Annotated in this window: 24 protein-coding genes and 1 tRNA gene; 13 read left to right on the top strand and 12 right to left on the bottom strand. The window is 32.4% G+C overall.

What is annotated here, in order from left to right:
- Positions 1 to 11 precede the first annotated feature (11 nt).
- The 3 genes from L1276_RS08805 (at position 12) to L1276_RS08815 (ending at position 2,157) form a co-directional block, all read left to right on the top strand.
- On the top strand, positions 12 to 893 hold the full coding sequence (locus tag L1276_RS08805) for a LysR substrate-binding domain-containing protein (protein ID WP_253786908.1): 882 nt from the start codon (positions 12 to 14) through the stop codon (positions 891 to 893).
- Positions 894 to 944: 51 nt separating this feature from the next.
- Positions 945 to 1,031: transfer RNA gene (locus L1276_RS08810), tRNA-Ser, on the top strand.
- 127 nt (positions 1,032 to 1,158) lie between these two features.
- Positions 1,159 to 2,157: a virulence RhuM family protein gene (locus L1276_RS08815; RefSeq protein WP_253786910.1), complete on the top strand. Its 999-nt coding sequence runs from the start codon at positions 1,159 to 1,161 to the stop codon at positions 2,155 to 2,157.
- Between the two features lie 131 nt (positions 2,158 to 2,288).
- On the opposite strand, the gene L1276_RS08820 is transcribed toward L1276_RS08815, so the two are convergent.
- The 3 genes from L1276_RS08820 to L1276_RS08830 form a co-directional block, all read right to left on the bottom strand.
- A complete protein-coding gene (locus tag L1276_RS08820; protein ID WP_253786912.1) occupies positions 2,289 to 2,603 on the bottom strand; it encodes a hypothetical protein in 315 nt (104 codons plus the stop codon).
- A gap of 79 nt (positions 2,604 to 2,682) precedes the next feature.
- Positions 2,683 to 3,081: a helix-turn-helix domain-containing protein gene (locus tag L1276_RS08825; protein ID WP_253786914.1), complete on the bottom strand. Its 399-nt coding sequence runs from the start codon at positions 3,079 to 3,081 to the stop codon at positions 2,683 to 2,685.
- Between the two features lie 82 nt (positions 3,082 to 3,163).
- On the bottom strand, positions 3,164 to 3,877 hold the full coding sequence (locus L1276_RS08830) for a hypothetical protein (RefSeq protein WP_253786916.1): 714 nt from the start codon (positions 3,875 to 3,877) through the stop codon (positions 3,164 to 3,166).
- A 178-nt stretch (positions 3,878 to 4,055) separates the two neighbouring features.
- On the opposite strand from L1276_RS08830, the gene L1276_RS08835 reads away from it, so the two are divergent.
- Both L1276_RS08835 and L1276_RS08840 read left to right on the top strand, forming a co-directional pair.
- Positions 4,056 to 4,637, top strand: coding sequence for a hypothetical protein (locus L1276_RS08835; RefSeq protein WP_253786918.1), 582 nt, complete (start codon positions 4,056 to 4,058; stop codon positions 4,635 to 4,637).
- Entirely contained in the window at positions 4,637 to 4,978 is a 342-nt protein-coding gene (locus L1276_RS08840; RefSeq protein ID WP_253786920.1) for a hypothetical protein, read from the top strand. Before L1276_RS08835 ends, L1276_RS08840 begins: the two co-directional genes overlap by 1 nt.
- On the opposite strand, the gene L1276_RS08845 is transcribed toward L1276_RS08840, so the two are convergent.
- The 6 genes from L1276_RS08845 to L1276_RS08870 all read right to left on the bottom strand — a co-directional run bounded on the left by L1276_RS08845 (position 4,979) and on the right by L1276_RS08870 (position 10,359).
- Positions 4,979 to 5,485: a GNAT family N-acetyltransferase gene (locus L1276_RS08845; RefSeq protein WP_253786921.1), complete on the bottom strand. Its 507-nt coding sequence runs from the start codon at positions 5,483 to 5,485 to the stop codon at positions 4,979 to 4,981. It abuts the gene before it with no gap.
- Positions 5,486 to 5,558: 73 nt separating this feature from the next.
- Complete coding sequence (locus L1276_RS08850; protein ID WP_253786924.1) at positions 5,559 to 6,524, bottom strand: nitrilase family protein; 966 nt, start codon at positions 6,522 to 6,524, stop codon at positions 5,559 to 5,561.
- 69 nt (positions 6,525 to 6,593) lie between these two features.
- Positions 6,594 to 7,418 carry a helix-turn-helix domain-containing protein gene (locus L1276_RS08855; RefSeq protein WP_253786926.1) on the bottom strand — a complete coding sequence of 275 codons (825 nt, stop codon included), beginning with the start codon at positions 7,416 to 7,418 and terminating at the stop codon, positions 6,594 to 6,596.
- Between the two features lie 83 nt (positions 7,419 to 7,501).
- Positions 7,502 to 8,248: an SGNH/GDSL hydrolase family protein gene (locus tag L1276_RS08860; protein WP_253786928.1), complete on the bottom strand. Its 747-nt coding sequence runs from the start codon at positions 8,246 to 8,248 to the stop codon at positions 7,502 to 7,504.
- A 61-nt stretch (positions 8,249 to 8,309) separates the two neighbouring features.
- Positions 8,310 to 9,092 carry a DUF3050 domain-containing protein gene (locus tag L1276_RS08865; protein ID WP_253786930.1) on the bottom strand — a complete coding sequence of 261 codons (783 nt, stop codon included), beginning with the start codon at positions 9,090 to 9,092 and terminating at the stop codon, positions 8,310 to 8,312.
- Positions 9,093 to 9,177: 85 nt separating this feature from the next.
- Positions 9,178 to 10,359: an acyl-CoA dehydrogenase family protein gene (locus L1276_RS08870; protein WP_253786932.1), complete on the bottom strand. Its 1,182-nt coding sequence runs from the start codon at positions 10,357 to 10,359 to the stop codon at positions 9,178 to 9,180.
- Positions 10,360 to 10,529: 170 nt separating this feature from the next.
- Here L1276_RS08870 and L1276_RS08875 point away from each other — a divergent pair, with 170 nt between their 5' ends.
- Positions 10,530 to 12,290, top strand: a complete 1,761-nt coding sequence (locus L1276_RS08875) for a helix-turn-helix domain-containing protein (RefSeq protein WP_253786934.1) — start codon at positions 10,530 to 10,532, stop codon at positions 12,288 to 12,290.
- Positions 12,291 to 12,404: 114 nt separating this feature from the next.
- Here the strand turns inward: L1276_RS08875 and L1276_RS08880 are convergent, their stop codons facing one another.
- Positions 12,405 to 12,566: a hypothetical protein gene (locus L1276_RS08880; protein WP_253786936.1), complete on the bottom strand. Its 162-nt coding sequence runs from the start codon at positions 12,564 to 12,566 to the stop codon at positions 12,405 to 12,407.
- A gap of 77 nt (positions 12,567 to 12,643) precedes the next feature.
- Positions 12,644 to 12,775 carry an rSAM-modified peptide gene (locus tag L1276_RS08885; protein ID WP_253786938.1) on the bottom strand — a complete coding sequence of 44 codons (132 nt, stop codon included), beginning with the start codon at positions 12,773 to 12,775 and terminating at the stop codon, positions 12,644 to 12,646.
- Between the two features lie 269 nt (positions 12,776 to 13,044).
- On the opposite strand from L1276_RS08885, the gene L1276_RS08890 reads away from it, so the two are divergent.
- From L1276_RS08890 to L1276_RS08920, 7 genes are all read left to right on the top strand, one after another.
- Positions 13,045 to 14,607, top strand: coding sequence for a vitamin K epoxide reductase family protein (locus tag L1276_RS08890; protein WP_253786940.1), 1,563 nt, complete (start codon positions 13,045 to 13,047; stop codon positions 14,605 to 14,607).
- Positions 14,608 to 14,677: 70 nt separating this feature from the next.
- A complete protein-coding gene (locus L1276_RS08895; RefSeq protein WP_253786942.1) occupies positions 14,678 to 14,854 on the top strand; it encodes a hypothetical protein in 177 nt (58 codons plus the stop codon).
- Between the two features lie 81 nt (positions 14,855 to 14,935).
- Positions 14,936 to 15,127, top strand: a complete 192-nt coding sequence (locus L1276_RS08900) for a hypothetical protein (protein ID WP_253786944.1) — start codon at positions 14,936 to 14,938, stop codon at positions 15,125 to 15,127.
- A 370-nt stretch (positions 15,128 to 15,497) separates the two neighbouring features.
- Positions 15,498 to 15,662: a hypothetical protein gene (locus L1276_RS08905; protein ID WP_253786946.1), complete on the top strand. Its 165-nt coding sequence runs from the start codon at positions 15,498 to 15,500 to the stop codon at positions 15,660 to 15,662.
- A gap of 33 nt (positions 15,663 to 15,695) precedes the next feature.
- Positions 15,696 to 15,887 (top strand): hypothetical protein, encoded by a 192-nt coding sequence (locus L1276_RS08910; RefSeq protein WP_253786948.1) that lies wholly within the window; start codon positions 15,696 to 15,698, stop codon positions 15,885 to 15,887.
- Between the two features lie 217 nt (positions 15,888 to 16,104).
- Positions 16,105 to 18,297, top strand: coding sequence for a peptidase domain-containing ABC transporter (locus L1276_RS08915; protein WP_253786957.1), 2,193 nt, complete (start codon positions 16,105 to 16,107; stop codon positions 18,295 to 18,297).
- A 2-nt stretch (positions 18,298 to 18,299) separates the two neighbouring features.
- Complete coding sequence (locus L1276_RS08920) at positions 18,300 to 19,595, top strand: HlyD family secretion protein (RefSeq protein WP_253786959.1); 1,296 nt, start codon at positions 18,300 to 18,302, stop codon at positions 19,593 to 19,595.
- Here L1276_RS08920 and L1276_RS08925 read toward each other — a convergent pair.
- On the bottom strand, positions 19,592 to 20,299 hold the full coding sequence (locus L1276_RS08925) for a tRNA1(Val) (adenine(37)-N6)-methyltransferase (RefSeq protein ID WP_253786961.1): 708 nt from the start codon (positions 20,297 to 20,299) through the stop codon (positions 19,592 to 19,594). The two genes, L1276_RS08920 and L1276_RS08925, sit on opposite strands and share 4 nt — an antisense overlap.
- Positions 20,300 to 20,357: the final 58 nt, after the last annotated feature.

Consider the following 20,357-nt stretch of genomic DNA (forward strand, 5'->3'; position numbering starts at 1 on the left):
AACTTATCAATATGGAAATCTATCAACTCGAATATTTTATTAAAACTGCTGAGGTATTGCATTTTACAAAAGCAGCCGAATTGTGTTTTGTAACCCAATCCGGACTTTCTCAGCAAATAAAAAAACTGGAAGAAGAACTCGGAATGCCTTTATTTAAGCGAATTGGAAAAAAGGTACAGCTTACAGAAGCAGGTTCTGTCTTTTTGATTCATGCTAAAAAAGTGGTTGAAAATGTAGAAAATGGAAAACAGGCAATTGAAGATTTAAACGAAATGATTGGCGGAGAACTTCGAATAGGTGTTACTTATATTTTCGGTTTATTAGTTCTGCCTGTTGTTAATGCATTTGCTAAAAGATATCAGAATTTAAAAATTATAGTAGATTATGGTACAACAGAAGTCTTAGAACAAAAGCTGATTAATAATGAACTGGACTTAGTATTAGTGATTTCCTCGCATGAGATTGGTCCTCCAATTCAAAAAGTGCCCTTGTTTACATCAAATATGGTAATGGCGGTTGCTAAAACACATCCTTTAGCGGTTTTAGAAAAAATTCCGTTTAAAAAAATAGAAGAAGTACCGCTGATTCTTCCGGGAAAAGGATCGAATTCCAGAGAATATGTAGAAATATTGTTTGTAAAACATCATATGAAACCGAAGATTTCTATAGAATTAAATTCGATTAATGCTTTATTGCAAATGGTAGAAAACAGCGACTGGGCAACCATTGTAGCCGAAAAAGCATTAAAAGGCTGGGAACACAGTCTTAAAGCCATTCAGATTACGGGCGTGGTAACCAAACGAGAATCTTTTATGCTCACGATTGGAAGTTACCAAAAGAAAGCCGTAAAACTGTTTATGGAAGAATTTAGCAAGAGCATCAACGAATCTTAAAGATTTACGTTGTGAAACTCGATTTTTTTTTTGTTCTTTGCAGACCAAAATAGAGAGGTGTCCGAGTGGTTTAAGGAGCTAGCCTGGAAAGCTAGTATATGGGTAACTGTATCGAGGGTTCGAATCCCTTCCTCTCTGCAAGTTTTTAACTTAAATAATACCAAACCCCGAAATCTGTATTTCGGGGTTTTTTTATTAACTTTCTAAAATTACTAAATCTGTCATTTCTGTTGTAATGATTTGAATGTAAAAACTTCTTTTTAAGATGGAAAAACAAGAATTTATTTTTTACAATACTGTTGATGGAAAATCAAATGTAGTTCTCCTTGCTAGAGATGGAGACGTATGGATGAATCAAAATCAACTTGCGGAACTTTTTGACACCTCTATACCTAATATCAGTATTCATGTGTCTAATGTATTAAAAGACAAGGAGTTAGTAGGCGATTCAGTTATTAAGGATTACTTAACAACTGCTTCAGATGGAAAGCAATATAAAGTTGCATTTTATTCGTTGGCTATGATTTTAGCAATTGGTTTTAGGGTGCGAAGTAAAAGAGGAACGCAGTTTAGACAATGGGCAAATCAAAATCTTCAGGAATATATGATTAAGGGTTTTGTAATTGATGATGAGCGTCTTAAAAATCCAAGCGGAAGAACTGATTATTTTGATGAATTACTCGAACGAATTAGAGATATTCGGGCTTCTGAAAAAAGATTTTATCAAAAAGTTCGTGATTTGTTTAGTTTAAGCAGCGATTATGATGCAACAGATAAAGCAACTCAAATGTTTTTTGCAGACACACAAAATAAATTACTTTATGCTATTACTGGAAAAACAGCCGCAGAAATAATAGTTTCTCGTGCCAACGCCGATGCTCCAAATATGGCACTTACAAGTTGGAAAGGTAGTATTGTACGTAAACAAGACATTTATACAGCGAAAAATTATCTTACTACTGAAGAAATAGATTTACTTAATCGTTTTGTAGTAGTATTTCTTGAAACAGCAGAATTAAGAGCAAAAAATGCACAAGACATTACTATGAATTTCTGGAAAATAAATGTTGACCGCATTATAGAATTTAATGATAAAAAAGTTTTAACTCACAAAGGAGAAATAACACATTTGCAAATGGAAGAAAAAGTAGATGCGATTTACGAAGAATTTCATAAACATCGAAAACAATTTGATGCCAAAAAAGCGGATGAGCAGGATTTAGAAGATTTAAAGCAATTGGAAGATAAGCTAAAAAACAAGTAAAATTAATTGTTATAAAATAGACACTTCAGATCAAAACATCTGGGGTTCGAATCCCTCCTCTCTGCGAAATAAAATAAAAAAACCTTGTGAGCCTTCACAAGGTTTTTTTATTTATGTAAATAATCAGTTTTTTAATTTAAAAATTTAGAAGGTATTTGATAACTAGCAGAATATTGAAGATTTTCACCGGTTTCCTTGAATTTTAAGAATGCTTTTCGGTGCCAATTGGAATCAGTTTTAAAATCTTCTCGTGTCATTACATCGTAAAAAAATCCATTTTTCCAAGGTTCAATTCCTAAAATTTCAATGTTAAATTTTTCTGCTCTATTCAAAACTATTTCAAAGTCACTTTTAGAAAAATAATATATTGATTCAGAATCAAATCCAGTATTAAGATTTTCAAGTCCAATAAAAATATTTTTAATTAAAAAGTTTAAACTTTCCATTTTATAGACTTTAATTAATGCCTTCTAAGCTTAATCTCAAATTTCAAGATCTCATTTTTGTTATAAAATGTAAAGCGACTTATTTCCCCTTCAACAACTTCTCCAAATACTCATTTTTATCCTTTTCAGCCTGAACCAAACGCTCATAAAGTTCTACAACTTTGTCTAAAGGATTGAATGAACAATTATTTGATTGAATAGCTCCATTGCTGTGGCTAAAGTCATTATCATAAATGTTGTTAAAGTAATTAATTACAGCTTCTTCAGAAAAGTTTTTAATTGCTTCAACAGTCATTCCAAGTGCATTTGCAACATCCTTTAGTTTTTCTTCGTCTACGATTTCGCTGTTTTCCATAACCGAAACGGCTTGTTGACTCATTCCTAAAGCTTGTGCCAAAGCTTCTTGTTTCATGTCTTTAAGTTCACGAATACGGCTTATTTTTCGCCCTATGTGATATGGTTTTGTTGCTGTGCTCATAGATCAAAGGTATTTAAAAAATTTCGAGAAAAATAGATTTTAGTAAAAAACAAGTTCTTTTTTGTAAGATACGGATTACTATTTAGTTCAAGGTAAGATATTTAGCCAAAACAGGATCTTTATTTGGTGCGTGATAACCCATTATGATTTTGTCTTTGAATGCTTTTTTTGAAATAACTACAAGTTGACTGCTCACATAATCTCCTGTTGGAGAAAATGTTAATTGATAAATGATATCATTTTTGTTCCAAATAAAATGTTCAGGATAAGTAATATAATCATCATCAAGATCGTCTTTTACTTTTTTGGTTTCATTTGGCAGTTTGTCCAAAAGAAGTTTTTGTGACTTATCGGTTGCATCAAAAGGATTATTTTCGCTTTTGACAATTTCTGTTGGGTTGCCCAGTTTCTTTTTGAGAACATCTAAAAGAGCAATACTTTGATCATTTTTTACATTCACTCTCATAAAAGCAATTTTATTGTCGTAAACACTTATTGCTGTGCCCATAACATCATTAATTGGGATTCCGCCGTAGTTAAGCTGTGCCGTGTTTTTTTCTCCCATAAAGACATAATTTGCAGCGAGTTCTCCTTTGTCTACTAGTTTTAAACTGGCATCTTCTCCGTTAACTACTGCTTCATAATGCCCTTTTTGTTCTGTTTTAGAAGAAAATGAAAGACCACTGAGATAGGTTTCTGCATCTTTGTTAAAATCGATGCTGGATAAGTCTTGTGATTTTGTGGTACAACCAATTAGTAATATAAAATTTAATGAAACTAAAATTTTGTTTTTCATAATTGAGGGTCTTAAGTCAGGATAACATTTGCGTTTTGCAATCTAAGCAAGATAAAAAATAGTTTGCAATAAAAAAACTACAAAGTTTTGAAACGACAACTATTAAATCTCTTTTAGTCAGATGAGTAATTATTAAAAAAATAAACTTTAAATTAGTATAAAAATCTTATATAAGAGTATGAAATCAGTAATATATGCCTTTGTTTTAATGTTAGTAGTATCGTCCTGCGCCTCATTTTCTAATAGAATGATAAACAAAAACAAATCATCATTATCAGAAAATGATTTAGTAAAACTAGAAGGCACATATGCACTTTTTCCAGACTTAAAATATGATGAAAAGGGAAAAGTACATTCAATAGATTCGCAAGATCCGGAAACAAGATACAACCTGAATTATTTTGTAAAATCTGAAAAATCAAAATACGATTATTCAGATTCTTATATGGTTGAGGTAAAGTTTTTGGATAAAAACAGACTGCAGTTTATTACCAAAAAAGAGAATGCCATAATTGAGAATGTTGAACTTGGCGGTAAGTTGAAAAACGGACTTTTTTATCTGGACAATAAATATTTGAAACGTAACGGTGTTCCGTATCTTGCGGGAGGGTACGATAATTATAAAACAAGAATCGGGCTTTCAAAAGATAATGGGCTTTTAGTGAATTATGCTTTCGATAATTCTGGTGCACTTTTATTTATGTTTTGGGCTGGCTCTACTTATAATTTGGGTTATCATTATAAACGTATTGAAAAATAATGAGTCAATATAAATACTATTTTCGTCCTGGTTATCAATCAGAAGAACTTTTGCTTGACTTTTTTGATGGCGCAGAAAACGAATCGTTTGTTTCGGATTTTTTACATGCAATTTCAGAACTGAATCCAAAAATGATTGATATTCTCGATCTCTGGATGAACGATGAGGTTTTAATGACCTATGAATCTTTAGCTGGGAAATTTACACTTTCAAAAGATATCTGGGGCTTTGCTTTTATTATGGCAGAGAATAATCAGGATGGTGTGGTTCAGATTAATTCAATTTTAGAAAAAGCAGCACTATTTGAGAAAATTGAAGTTGATTTTGAAAAGTATAAATAACTAAAGCTTAATCTCAAACAAACTAAAAGAACCTTCTTTATAATGTTCCGGTAATTCGTTTGTCCATTCGATCGTGCTTATTCCCTTGTATTCGAAACCACAGCTCATGTAATATTTATTTATTCGTTCGTTACCGCTGTGTGTATCAAGACGAATGTATTCTTTGCCATTTTCTCGGGCATATTCCTTAACCCATTCGATGATTTTTTTAACGTACGACTGCCCTCTAAACTTTGGGTTTGTAGCAATTCGATGGAGATAAACTGCCGGATCTTTACTGGCTTCTTTCCAGATAATCAAGTCATTAAAGGTTAGTACAAATGTGCAGGCAGCTTCGTCTCCTTCTTTAATTACAAAATGACGATTCTCGGCAATTTCTTTTTCTATTAATGTTCTTTCAAAACCTCTCCAGCTTTTATTGTTTACTGTTTTTTGATAAGATGTAGCTTCGTTATAAATATCGAAAACAGCATCGATATCCTGAATTGTAGTTTTAAAAAATTCCATTTTTAGGCTTTATTCTGTAGATTTATGAATCTTCAAAGATAAATCTTTCAATAGCTTTAGAGAGTCGAAATGTTTAATTTATGCTTTTTTTATCAGAGTTCAGCCAGACAACCTTTTGTTCTGATTCGTGATTTTTACCAATAATATCTCTGTATAATTCTGGTCTCCTAGCTTTTAAATAACGATTTCCTCCAGCCTGAATACATTTTTCAGGCGTAAGTATGGCCGTTGCAAAAGAATCCTCAAAAGTGCGGCATTCGGCCAAAATATCTCCAAAAGGATCAATAATCATAGAACAGCCGTTTTTTAATTGATCATCGTCCATACCAATTGGGTTCGAAAATATCGTATAAATTGCATTGTCGTAAGCTCTTGCCGGAAGCCATTTCATTAACCAGTCACGGCCTTTCATTCCGTCAAATTCCAATCGCAGTGAAGTTGGATCTGCTATTCGGTTTTTCCAAAGCTGTGGTTCGACAAAACCAGCGCCAGGTCGGGTAGAAGGAGTGCACATCGTTACATGAGGCATAAAAATAATATCGGCACCCAAAAGTTTTGTGGCGCGTACGTTTTCGATGATATTATTGTCGTAACAAATTAAAATACCGCATTTCCAGTCTTCAATTTCAAAAATACAATAACGATCTCCGGGAGTTAAATACGGATTTATAAACGGATGCAGTTTTCGGTATTTGGCCACTAAACCATTTTTATCGACACAAACATAAGTTTTAAATAAATTGTCGGTTTCGTCTTTTTCAAAGAGTCCGGCTAATACTACAATGTTGTTGTTTTGGGCAATTTCGGTCAATTTTAAAATGCTTTCCCCACTCGGAATCAATTCTGCCAAGTCCAACATCTGTTCTTTTGATAAATTCCTTGCAAATGTATATCCGGTAATAGAGCATTCATGAAACGAAATTACATCACATCCTTCAACAGATGCCTTTTGAGAAAGTTTTTCAATTACAGATAAGTTATAGTTTTTGTCGCCGCTTTTGTTTTCAAACTGAGCTGTGGCTATTTTAAGATTTTTCATATTGGATGCTATTAATTTTAGTCAAAAATAGCATGGCCAATATTTTAGAAATTGTACAAAACCGACATTTTAGAATGACGAAGCAGAAAATCTTTTGATAAGATTATTGGTTAATTTGCCAGTATTGTGTACATATTCGGTCGGAGTTATTCCGGTATGTTTTTTAAAATCTTTTATTAAATGCGATTGGTCCGAAAATCCGGCATCATAACAAATTGTGGTTAGATTGGTGTCGTCAGGTTTATCTTTTAATAATTTTAAAAAATGATGCAGTCTTACAACGTTTCCAAATTTCTTCGGATTAAGTCCGATGCATTCTTTGAACTTTCTTTCCAGATGTCTTTCTGTATATCCTGTATATTCGACCAATTGTTTTATAGAGAATTGACCTTTTCCAGCAATAATAAAGTTTAAGGAATGATCTATTATGATTTGATTTGAAGCTGTTTTTAAAGCAATTAACGCTCTAAAAAAAGAATTAAGCAGTTCTGCCCGTATTAGGTTATTTTGTTGAAAGAGGCTTTCCTGCAGTGCTGTGATTTTTTTATCAAATACATCTTCAACGGGAATAATGGCATCGTGAAATTCATTGGCAGGAATTCCTAACAATTGATGGATTCCGCTGGGCTGAAAAACAACAATTATTAAGGTTATTTCATTTTCAGAATAAAGGTCTTTAAAACCGTTAAGCTGTCCGTATAAAAATGAAGCGGGCAGGTATTCTTTTATTTCATATTTATTAATTCCGGAAATGAGTTTGCTTTTTACTGAAAATACAAGTCCGGTATTGCCATCAGAAAACAAACGAAATTTTTGTACAGCAGTTTCGGTATTATCTAAAAAAAGATAATGCTTTATGTAGGGTGATAACTCTTTTGGAGGTGAAACTTGCATGAATTTGTCGATTTTACGCGTAATCGAGGTTTTCGATAATCTGATTTATCAAAATTAGGTATATTTTTCTGTTTCTTAAAAAACTAATTCCCTACAGCCATTTTTACCTTTGGCAGAATACGCTCCACAAACATTTTATAGGCAGATTCTGAAGGATGCAGGCCATCTGCAGCAACCAGGTTTTTATTAGACAGTCCTTGACGTGTAATATCTGTAATCGAAACAAATGTAACTTCTTTGCTTATGCAGATATCCTCGGCAAAAGTATTGTATTGATTTATTTCGCTTGAAATTTTCATTCGATTTGCATCGCTGTAATAGGAGGCAAATGGAGTATAAGCATAATCAGGAATAGAAATCACGATTACATTTTTTTTGCTGCCTTTGGCCAGCTCTATGGCTTTGTTTAGCAATTTTGGAAATTCTTTTTGATAAACGGAAAATTCAATATGCTGATATTGATTGTTTACACCTATTAACAGCGTAACTAAATCGTAATTTGAATTTAGATTTTCCTGATTTATGGCAGAAATTAAATTTGAAGTTGTCCATCCGGTTTTTGCAATTATTTTTAATGAAAAATCGGTTTCAGGATAAAGTGGTTTTAAAGTGGTTTTGAGCTGTTCTGGAAATCGGCAGGTTTCGCACACGCTTTCACCAATAGTGTAGCTGTCGCCTAAAGCGAGATAATTGACAGATTTTGAAATAGGATTATTTGGGTTTGTTATTGGTGGAGTAACTACGTTTTCTGAATTAGATTCATTAGTACTGCAGCCTAAGAGAAAAATCGAAAGGATAACAGTAACTATTTGCTTGAATTGCGGCTTCATAATTTGTTTATTTTTTGGCTTGTTTAAACAAATAGTTACGTTAAATGTATGGTTTTGGTTTTTACACCATTTCTGCTTTCATTATGATTTCTTCTTCAATAGCATTCCAAAGTCCGATACGTTTTTCTAAAGCCAAAATCGAAACTTCTTCAACTTCTTTCCATTTTTGAGCGTCATCTTCACATAAATCGGTAATCATCTGCATGGCCATTGGTCCGTGTTCATCAGCATCCAATTCAATATGTCGGTCGAAATAGTAAACCAATTTACTTAAATCAGTATCGGGAAGGTTTTTTTGAAAGTTTTTCAGGATTTCGGTAAACATACTCGGAATTAAATCTTCTCTTCCAAAAGTAAACGCAGCCGCAATTTGATGCGGTTTTCCTTCTTCTATAACTCTAAATGTAAAGTCAAGAAAAGCTTTAATTTCAGGATGAAGCGAACTTTGTTTAATGGCAACAAAAATATTATGAAGCGAATTTACAGAGTCTAAAAAATTGTTAATTTCTGTAATGTCTGCCCCGCAGTCTTCCATTGCTTCAAGATACATTTCATAATGGCTTTGTCTTCTTCCGTCAATGCTTAAATCAGTTTCTTCGGCAAGAACAATTTCGTTGATTAAGTATCTTGTTTCAGGATTTTTGGTAGCAAACCAAGGTGTTGTTGTGCAAGTAAGTTTGGCTTGTAGTGCTTTTAAAAGAGACATAAAATCCCAAACAGCAAAAACGTGATTCTCTACAAAACTGTGTAAATCGTCGATCGTTTGGATTTTATTATAAAGGGAATGTTTTAAAAGCTGTTCTTTTTGTGGTTGAATGCTATTGTGTATAGTTTCAATATTCATTTATGTAAATTTTGGTGCAAAGATAAAAAGCTTCTCGATTAGAAGAAGCTTTTTGTATTGATTTTGCATATAATTTAATAGTTGTTTATGATTTAAACGCTGGAATTCCAGTTACATCCATTCCGGTAATCAATAAATGAATGTCATGTGTACCTTCATAAGTTATAACACTTTCAAGGTTCATCATGTGGCGCATAATGGAGTATTCGCCTGTAATTCCCATTCCGCCCAGCATTTGTCTAGCTTCGCGGGCAATGTGAATTGCCATGTCGACATTATTACGTTTTGCCATCGAAATTTGAGCGGTTGTTGCTTTTCCTTCGTTTCTTAAAACGCCCAAACGCCAGGTTAATAATTGTGCTTTTGTGATTTCTGTAATCATTTCAGCCAATTTCTTCTGTTGTAATTGTGTTCCTCCAATTGGTTTTCCAAACTGAATTCTTTCTTTGGCATAACGCAAAGCAGTATCATAACAATCCATTGCTGCGCCAATTGCTCCCCAGGCAATGCCGTATCGTGCCGAATCTAAACAGCCCAGCGGTGCGCCTAAACCCGATTTATTTGGTAAAAGGTTTTCTTTTGGAACTTTTACATTGTCAAAAATTAATTCTCCGGTTGCAGAGGCGCGAAGCGACCATTTATTATGAGTTTCAGGAGTTGTAAAACCTTCCATTCCGCGTTCTACAATTAAACCATGAATTCGTCCTTCTTCATTTTTTGCCCAGACTACGGCAATATCTGCAAAAGGAGCATTCGAAATCCACATTTTAGCACCATTTAAAAGATAATGATCTCCCATATCCTTAAAATTGGTAATCATGCTTCCGGGATCTGAACCATGATCAGGCTCCGTTAAACCAAAACAGCCTATATATTCACCCGTTGCCAGTTTTGGCAGGTATTTCATGCGTTGTTCTTCATTTCCGTATTTCCAAATTGGGTACATTACTAAAGAAGATTGTACGGATGAGGTTGATCTTACACCAGAATCTCCTCTTTCAATTTCCTGCATAATTAAACCATAAGAAATCTGGTCTAGTCCTGCGCCACCATATTCTACAGGAATATAAGGCCCGAAACCGCCAATTTCTCCAAGTCCTTTTATAATTTGTTTTGGAAATTCTGCTTTTTGAGCATATTCTTCAATAATTGGAGAAACTTCTCTTTTAACCCATGCGCGCGCTGATTCGCGAACCAATTTATGTTCGTCTGTTAATAAATCGTCAAGGTTGTAATAATCTGGAGCTTGAAATAAGTCTGGTTTCATTTTTGATAGTTTTTTGCAAAACAAATTTACGTAATAAAAATATAACAAAACAAAGCTTAATTGTTATAATTTTATATATTAGTTATAAAATAATCACAAATAAGGTGAATTAATTTTAGTTTATTGATAATATATAGACTAATTTTGAGATTCCAAAAATATAAAATTGAATGAGGCTGATCATCTCTTTTCTACTCTTTTTTCTTCTAAACACTGCATTTGCACAACAGTCTGATGCTAAGATTACCGAAGAAAAGTATTTATTATTACAGGACAAAATTCGACTAAATCTTAATGCTAATGTCGATAGTGCACTTGTGTACGCTCACCAGTTAGCCAAATCTAATAATAACAAACATTTAGCTTTTGCAAATGGTGCAATTTCTTGTTTGCTGCAAATAAAAGGGGATACAAAACAATCTAAAGAAAAATATAAAAAGGCATTACAATACTTAGATAAAATGCCTGAATCTGTTGATAAAACGCAAACTACTTCTTTTGTTTACAATTACGGAGGATTAGCAGAATGGAATAGAGGGAATTTTAGCAACGCCCTTGAAATTTACCAAAAAGGCATGAAACTGTCTTTACAGATTAATGACATTACTCAGATTTTTAAATTCAAAATCAATATCGCATTAATTAATGGAGAGGTTGGAAATTACCAGTTGGCAATAAAAAACCTGAGACAATTAGATGAATTTGTAGATAAAAACGAAGGCTTTTTTACTAAAGAGCAGTTGTTGAATAATAAAAGTACCGTAAATCGTGGTTTAGCCAGTTCGTATGAAAGCTATTTCATGAAAAATTTAAGTAAAAGATACTTACTGGATTCAGCTGAATATTATTATAAAAGAACGATAAATTATTCGCAGAATTTTACTCAAAACAAAATAGCGGCCAAGTTAAGTTTAGGAAACGTTTATAATTGGAAAGGAGATTATAAAAGTGCCGAAAAAACGTATTATGATGTTGTGTTTCTGGCAAATCAAAATAATCTTCCGGTTGCTTTATGTGTTGCTAATTACAATTTAGGCGACATTCATTTTACAACTAAAAAATACGATAAGGCACTGGTTTTTTTCAAGAAATGTGACTCTCTTTCATTTGTAACCAATAGTAATGAAATTGATTATTTAAAGTCGAACTATTATCAGGCAAAGATTTACAATATTCAAAAAAAACCCGAATTAGCTTATAAACATTCTAAGATTTATCTGGACAACTACGAGAAGTTTGAAGAAAAATTAAACAAGGAAACGTTAGAAGTAAATTATAAACAGGGAGTAGATGGTCTTACTGATGAAATGGTTTCTATTGAAAAGAAATATAAAAGCGAGGTTTTACTAAACAGAGCTTTAAGAATTTTTTATGTCCTGTTATTTGTTGGAATTGTCTTTTTATTGATTAAAAATATAAGAGATAAAAACAAGGCACATAAGAAGATGAATGCTTTAATTGAAGAATTTAAAGCAAATATCGAGAAGAAAAATAATGCAGAGATCGATATAATTGAAGAAAAAGAAGAAATTTTTGAAACAGAAGAGGTTCATCTTAAAAAAGAAAATATCACTTTAAGTATCGACGAAGCCAAAGAAAACAAAATAGTAGAAAAATTACTCGCTCTGGAGAATAAACTGGAGTATCTAAATGCTGATTTTACGCTTCCGTATGTAGCTAAAAAAATCAAAACAAATACGACTTACTTGTCGTATGTTGTAAATAAACGATTTGGTAAATCATTTGGGGAATATTCGAATGAATTAAAAATCAACTATGTAATTAATGAAATGATTACGAATCATATGTATAGAAAATATTCTACTCAGGCTATAGCAGAAAGTGTAGGATTTAAAAATGCAGTCTCTTTTGCAAAATCATTCAGAAAGCGGACCGGTGTATCTCCAGCTCAATTTGCCAGTAATATTTAATAGAAGCGTATGCTTAAAAATGCAGATTCTTTTTGTGAAATCATTCCGCAAAAGAACTGGATTGTCTCCAGTTCAATTTGCGAATAATATTTAGTTAAGGAAATAATCTTTAAATTAACTGATTCCTCCTCCACCAATTTTACCTGGATCTACTGCAGGAAGTACTGGCGGCGGCGGCGGTGGTGTAGTATCGTCTCCTCCACGAACCTTTTTTTGTTGGTTTTTTGATAATTTTTCAACTTGGAAATTCTCGAATTTTGATTTTTTATTTATCATGATCTTTATATTTAATAAATTTTATAATTCTTTTTTCTTACATTAGTGTATATTTGCAGCTGATAATGACGTAGATTTTAGTTTGCACCGCCGCCGCCAATTTTTCCAGGGTCAACTTCAGGCGGGGTATTTTCTTCTCCTCCGCGAACCATTTTTTGTTGATTTTTAGATAATTTTTCACCTTGAAAATCTTCGAATTTTAGTTTCATATTAGACATCTTATTATGTGTTAGGGTTACTGATTTATCAAAACTAAAGAAAATGCCAAGCGCTTGATCGAGAATTGGGTTTTGAGTGTTTTAAGAAAAAAAAATCAAATGCAATTTACTGGTTTTCAATAAATTAATCAATTAAGTATGGCTGCTATAATTTATAAATTGTATGTAGTATAATTGATAAAATGTCTGCTTTTAGCATTATTTTTTGAATAAAAACAGCAATATTTGTGGTGTAATTATGATTTAAAAGCGTCCCAAAAATGTTAAAACTTATTCAAAAATTTCTACAAATAAATAGGTACTCAGAAGTTAAAAATGAGTTTAAGGATTTGTTTTTATCTCATCCTAACTATCCTAGTTTATTTGCGATAACAGATTCATTCGATTTGTTGTCTATAGAGAATGCTGCGATAAGAGTTCCTAAAGAGCAGATTGTAGATTTGCCTTCAAATTTTTTGGCTTATTTTAAAGATGAATTAATATTAGTCGAAAAAGAAAAAAGCTTTGTTCGTATCACTACTATTAAAAAAGGGGTGCAAAAAATATCATACGAGAAATTTCTTTTAGACTGGAATGGTGTTATAGTAGCAATCGAACCTAATAATGTCGTTGCAAGAGAAAATTTAAAAGTTGAGTTAAGCTGGTTAAAATACCTTGTGCCTTTCTTGCTTTTAGCTGGTTTATCTTTCTTCTATAATACTTATAGTCTATTTAGTTTTACATTTTTACTGCTGTCTTCTTTAGGAGTAGTGGTAGGTGTGTTAATTGTTCAGGAAAAACTGGGTTTTAAAAATGGAATTATTTCAAAATTTTGCAGTCTAAGCACTAATTCGTCATGTAATTCAGTAATTAACTTTAGTGGTAATTATGATAATAAATGGATTAGTTTCTCAGATTTGCCATTATTGTTTTTTGGAGCAAGTTTTATTTCAGTTCTGGTTCAGCCATTGAGTTCGTCTGTTTTTGTTGGTTTTTTGAGTTTATTGGCCATACCTATAATAGTATCTTCAATATGGATTCAAAAATTTGAACTTCAAAAATGGTGTGTTATGTGTTTAATGGTTTCGTTTTTGATTTTTACTCAAAGTTTAATTTGGTTTGCATCAGACTTATTTACATTGAGTTTTAGTTTTGGTACAGTTTTTCCATTTTTATTCTCGTTAGTACTTCTTATTCCAATTTGGTTTGTTATAAAATCTACTGCGAAGAGTGTTTTAGATAACGAAAACTCATTAAAAGAGCTGAAAAAATTTAAAAGAAATTATTCACTGCTTACTTTCTTATCTAAAAAAGTACCACTTACAAACGGATTTGAAGATCTAAGAGGGTTAAATTTTGGAAACAGAAGCGCTGTAGTGAAACTATCAATAATTATAAGCCCAAGCTGTGAACATTGCCATAAAACATTTCAGGAAGCTTTTGATTTAGTTTTAAAATTTCCGGACAAAATATTTTTAAGCGTTCTGTTTAATATCAACCCAGAAAATGCTGATAACCCTTACAAAGCAGTTGTAGAGCGTCTTTTAATAATAAACAGATCAACTCCCGGAAAAACAGTTGAAGCAATTTCAGATTGGCATATTAAAAAGATGAGTCTAAAAAAATGGCTTAAAAAATGGCAGGTAGATTCTGTAAGCATGATGATTAATCAGGAAATAAATAAACAATATGAATGGTGCTCTAAGAATGATTTTAATTACACACCAGTAAAAATTGTAAATGAAAAATTATTTCCAAATGAATATGAATTGAGTGAATTGAAGTATTTCTTGAATGATTTTGTTGAAGAAAAAGAAACAACAGTTCTCGAAAGAACAGCCTAATGTTTACATCATTTAAAAAGTAAACGTTTTAAAATAAGAACGGAATCCCCAAAACTAAAAACAAGCAGCTATGTTAAAAAATATTTTAAATCTGGAAGGATCACAAGAAATAAGTGCAAGTGAACAAAAAACAATACTTGGCACGAATGTTAAAGAAATAACATCAAAATGTGATTCATGGAACTCTATGATATATGAAGATTGTGCAGAATATTATCCGGAGTTAACGTATGCTAATGCAAATTAAAAATTGCGTTGAGATAGTAATGAAATTTTTTAATCGAATAGATTCAAACGAATTCAAGGATTAAATGTAAATATAAATACAATGTTAAAAGAGATTTTGAATCTGGAACATGCTCAGCACATTAGTAAAAACGAGCAGAAGAACATAAAAGGAGGAATCCCGGAATGTTGGATTTATGCAATAGAAGCAGGATGTGTGTTGATACCAACCGGATCAATTTGTCCAGTTAATACAGAAGCCGGAATTTGCGATTCAAATCGTCTTTGCTGTTAATTTTTTTGAAATTATTTAAAGTAATATACAATAAAGCCTTTTTAAAATTTAGTCATGTTTTTTTTAATTTGTAGGCGCTCGATCGTGGAACATTGAGCATTTATCCCAACATTGATGATTGGTGTCGGGATTCTCAGGATAATTGGTCACTTGGGTCGGTTTTATTTGGTTAGGGCTGATCAAGTGCCATCTCCTAGAGAAATTGGTATTACTAAAATATATTGAATATTAAAGAGAGAAATTGTTCTCTCTTTTTTTTATCACAAAATAAAATCGTAATAAAAATACTACTCTGGTTTTTAGTAAATAGACAGAAACTTCAACTGTCTTAAAAGTAATTGAAGTGTAACAAATCAAAAAAACCTAAGTTATGTTAAAGAAAATTTTAGAATTGGAAGGAGCTCAAGAGCTAAACAGAAAACAACAACAAACCATTAAAGGCGGTATTGCTTGTTCTGCAAGTGTGCCGTGTAAAAAAGGATATCATTGCGTAATAGCAGATGATGCTTCAGAAGGACATTGTGCAGTTAATTAAAAAACTATTTACATCAAACAAAAAAATCAAATTATGAAAAAATTAAAAAATTTAACAGGAATTGAAATTTTAAGTATCAGCGAAAAGAAAAGCATTAATGGCGGAGGCCCGGGAATAGAGGCCTGCTATTGCCCGGGAACGGGTATTTTTGCGGGGATTATACATCCGGGTGAAGGCGAAACTTGTGCCTCCGTTATCAATGAAAACTGCCCATTAGAATCTTAATTTTTTTATTAAATAATACTAAAAAGCTTTGTTATTTATTTAGCAGAGCTTTTCTTTTTTATAAACTTAAATAACGGTTTATATGTATTTAATGAAACAGTTTTTAGAAAAAGGAAAGTATTAATCATCAAAGTTGAATAGATATAATTTAGATCTATTTTTTATTTTTTTAAGAATTTTTGTATAATATTGCTATAAACAAACCCAAATATTAGAATTGAAAAAATTCACCAATTATAAACAGGCAGATTTTAAAGATTGTGGTCCAACATGTTTAAAAATAATTGCAAAACATTACGGCAAAACAATCAATATTCAGGAGTTACGAGACAGCAGTGAAACAACTCGTGAAGGAAGTAATTTGCTTTTTTTAAGTGATGCCGCAGAGAAAATTGGTTTTCGAACTCTGGGAGTAAAATTAAGTTTAGAAAGATTAGAAGAAGCGCCATTGCCTTGCGTTTTACATTGGAACAAAAACCACTATGTAGTATTATACAAAATAAAAAAAGGGATCTATTATATCTCAGATCCTGCCTTTGGATTAATTGAGTACAATAAAGAAGATTTTTTAAAATTCTGGATTGGTAATAATGCAGATGATTTTACTCAGGAGGGAGTTGCATTATTAATTGAAGCTACACCAAAATTTTTTCAGACCGAGTTTGATAAAGAAGATAACAAAGGTTTGGGTTTTGGTATGTTGTCTCAATATGTACTTCGTTATAAATCGTATCTTTTTCAGTTAAGTATTGGGTTATTGGCCAGCAGTTTATTGCAGCTTATCTTTCCCTTTTTAACTCAGAGTATTGTCGATGTTGGTATCCAAAATCAGAATATTCATTTTATATATTTAATCCTTTTTGCGCAAATATTTCTATTTGCCGGAAGAACAGGTCTGGAGCTTATTAGAAGCTGGATTTTACTGCATCTTTCAACCCGGATTAATATTTCATTAATTTCAGATTTTTTTATCAAATTAATGAACCTGCCTATTTCTTTTTTTGATGTAAGAATGACCGGTGACATTATGCAGCGTATAAACGATCATCACAGAATAGAAAAAATTCTCACCACATCCTCTTTAAATGTATTGTTTTCGGTTATCAATATGTTTGTAATGGGAGCCGTTTTGGCTTACTTTAATCTCAAGATATTTTTGGTTTTTTTTGCAGGAAGTCTTCTTTATTTTGGATGGATAACTTTATTTTTAAAACGCAGAGAGATTCTGGATTACAAACGTTTTGCGGAGGTTTCTAATGAGCAGGGAAAAGTTATGGAACTCATTAATGGAATGCAGGAAATTAAGCTTCATAATGCCGAAAAACAAAAACGCTGGGGCTGGGAGTATGTGCAGGCAAGATTATTTAGAGTTTCGATAAAAGGATTGGTTTTAGAACAGTCTCAAACTATTGGGTCATCTGTTATTAATGAATTAAAAAACATTTTTATTACGTTTTTGTCGGCAAAATTAGTGATCGATGGTTCAATTACGCTTGGTATGATGCTGGCCATTAATTCGATTGTAGGTAGTTTAAATGGCCCAATAACACAACTTATTCAATTTGTGAGGGAACTTCAGGATGCCAAGATTTCGTTAGCCAGATTATCTGAAATTCATGAAAAAGAAGACGAAGCGCAACAAGAGGTGCATCAGTCCAATGATGTGCCTTACGATTCTGATATTGAATTAAAAAATGTTTCTTATAGATATTTAGGTTCAGATATTCCTGTTTTAGATAGTTTAAGCTTAAAGATTCCGGCAAATAAAGTTACGGCAATCGTTGGGGTAAGCGGAAGCGGTAAAACAACGCTTATGAAACTGCTTCTTAAGTTTTATGAACCAGAAAAAGGAGAAATAAATATTGGCAGTTCACAACTTAAAAATATTTCGCAAAAAGCCTGGCGTTCCAATATTGGCGCTGTAATGCAGGAAGGTTTTATCTTTAGTGATACTATAGCTAATAATATTGCCTTTGGGGCAGATAAAATAGATAAAGAACGATTGGTGTATGCATCAGATGTAGCCAATATTAAGCAATATATCAGAGAACTTCCTTTGGGCTATAATACAAAAATTGGAGCAGAAGGATTAGGGATGAGCACAGGGCAAAAACAACGTTTGTTAATTGCTCGTGCGGTGTATAAAAATCCCGAAATATTGTTTTTTGATGAAGCAACATCGGCCTTAGATGCAAATAATGAAAAAGAAATTATGCAAAAGCTGGATATTTTCTTTAAAAATAAAACCGTAATTGTAATTGCCCACCGATTAAGCACCGTGATGAATGCAGACCAGATTGTAGTTTTGGATAAAGGCAAAATTATCGAAATAGGAAATCATACAGCTTTGGTAGAGCAAAAAGGGAATTATTTTGAATTGGTTAAAAATCAATTGCAGTTAGGAAATTAATTATGACAGAAAATAACGATACGTTTGAATTAAGAAGCGAGGAAGTTCAGGACATTCTCACCAAAGTACCGCATTGGATGATTCGATGGGGAACCGTTATGATTTTTGTTATCATAGTAATGCTGTTTTTTGTTTCGTGGTTTATAAAATATCCAGATGTGGTTACTACCGAAATTGTAATTACAACCAATATTCCGCCAGAGAAAATCGTGTCAAAATCTTCAGGAAGAATTGAAGCGATATTAGTAAAGAATAAAGAAGTTATATCCAAAAATAGTACTCTTGCGATTATAGAAAATACAGCCAATTATACAGATGTATTTCTGTTAAAAAGCATAGTAGATCATTATGATATTAATGATTCGAAAACGGAGTTTCCTTTCTCGAAATTGAAAAATACGCAATTAGGAGAAATTGAAAGTGCTTATGCTGTTTTTCAGAAAGATTATCAGGCACAGGAATTAAATCATGATCTGCAGCCTTTTGCCATTGAAAACAGAGCTCAGATTTCGGAGAAAATTCAAATAAAAGAAAGATTGGAGATTCTGCAGCAGCAAAAAGTAATTAATGAAAGCGAATTACAGCTTCAAAAAAATGAAATTGCCCGTTTTGAAGTTTTGTTCAATAAAGGAATTATTTCGGCTCAGGAAATGGAAGCCAAGAAATTGGGATTTCTTCAGGCGCAAAAGAATTATAGAAGTCTCTTATCGTCTATTTCTCAATTAAAGTCTTCTTTGATTGATAATACAAAATCAAGTCAGAATTCGCAGGTAAACAGCACGAAAGAAGAAGTTAACCTGGGAAGGAATATGGCGCAGTCTTTTTTTCAGCTAAAAAAAGTAATAAGAGACTGGGAACTGGCTTATGCATTAAAATCGTCTATAAGCGGTAAAGTTACCTTTTTGCAAATTTGGACAGAAAATCAAACCATAAATGCCGGAGATAATGTTTTTTCGATTATTCCCGATGCTAAAAACGGCTTTATTGGCAAGGTAAAAGCACCGGCTTTAAATTCAGGAAAGATTAAAATAGGACAGAGAGTAAATATTCGTCTGGCTAATTTTCCTGACAGAGAATTTGGGGTTTTAAAAGGGAAGATTCAAAATATTTCGCTGGTTCCGGATAAAGACGGCAATCTGTTAATAGATGTTGCGCTTCCAAATGGACTGCGAACTTCTTACAACAAACAAATTGTTTTTCAGCAGGAGATGAAAGGAAGTGCCGAAATTGTAACGGAAGATTTGAGGTTAATAGAAAGAATTTTATACCAATTTAAAAGTATTTTTGAACAGGTTTAGAATTTTAAATAAAACTCTTTTGTCAATTCAATATATTCTGGAGTGTACACATGTCTGTCGATTTCGATAATCAGTTCATCGATTTCAATTTCAGAAACTTCATTTCGGCTAAAAGCCAATAAACTGCGTTTGATTTCTGATTTAGGAGTTCCTTTTACTCTTGTAATTTTTGTTGGATATAATTCAGCTTCTTTTGCCAGAATGATGAATTTCTCTTCTTCTTTAAAAGGAAGGATTATCGCTAATATTCCATTTTCAGATAAAAGCAAATCAGCAGCTTCAACAATTTCTTCAAAGGGCATAGCATCCTGAAAACGAGCTAAGTCTCGTTGTTCATTTTCAGTTTTATAATCTTCAGCATAAAAAGGCGGATTCGAAACAATCAAATCGTATTCGTCTTCCGGTTCTTCAATAAATTCATCCAAACCAGCATGAAAGCAAAATAATCGATCGCCCCAAGGTGAATTTTCAAAATTTTCGACAGCTTGTTCATAAGCATCTTCGTCAATTTCAAGAGCGTCAATTTGTTCAGCATAAGTTCGCTGTGCAAGCATCAAAGCAATAATTCCAGTTCCTGCACCAATATCTAATACACTAAACGGATTGTGATGAATAGGAGCCCAAGAACCTAATAAAACACCGTCAGTGCCAACTTTCATAGCGGTTTTATCTTGTTTAACAGAAAATTGCTTAAACTGAAACATAGTAATTGTAATTTAAAAATAAAGATTTTGAGCTCAGATAAGTAACTGAACACTTGAA

It is taken from the genome of Flavobacterium sp. HSC-32F16, assembly GCF_024171645.1.
Lineage (GTDB): Bacteria > Bacteroidota > Bacteroidia > Flavobacteriales > Flavobacteriaceae > Flavobacterium.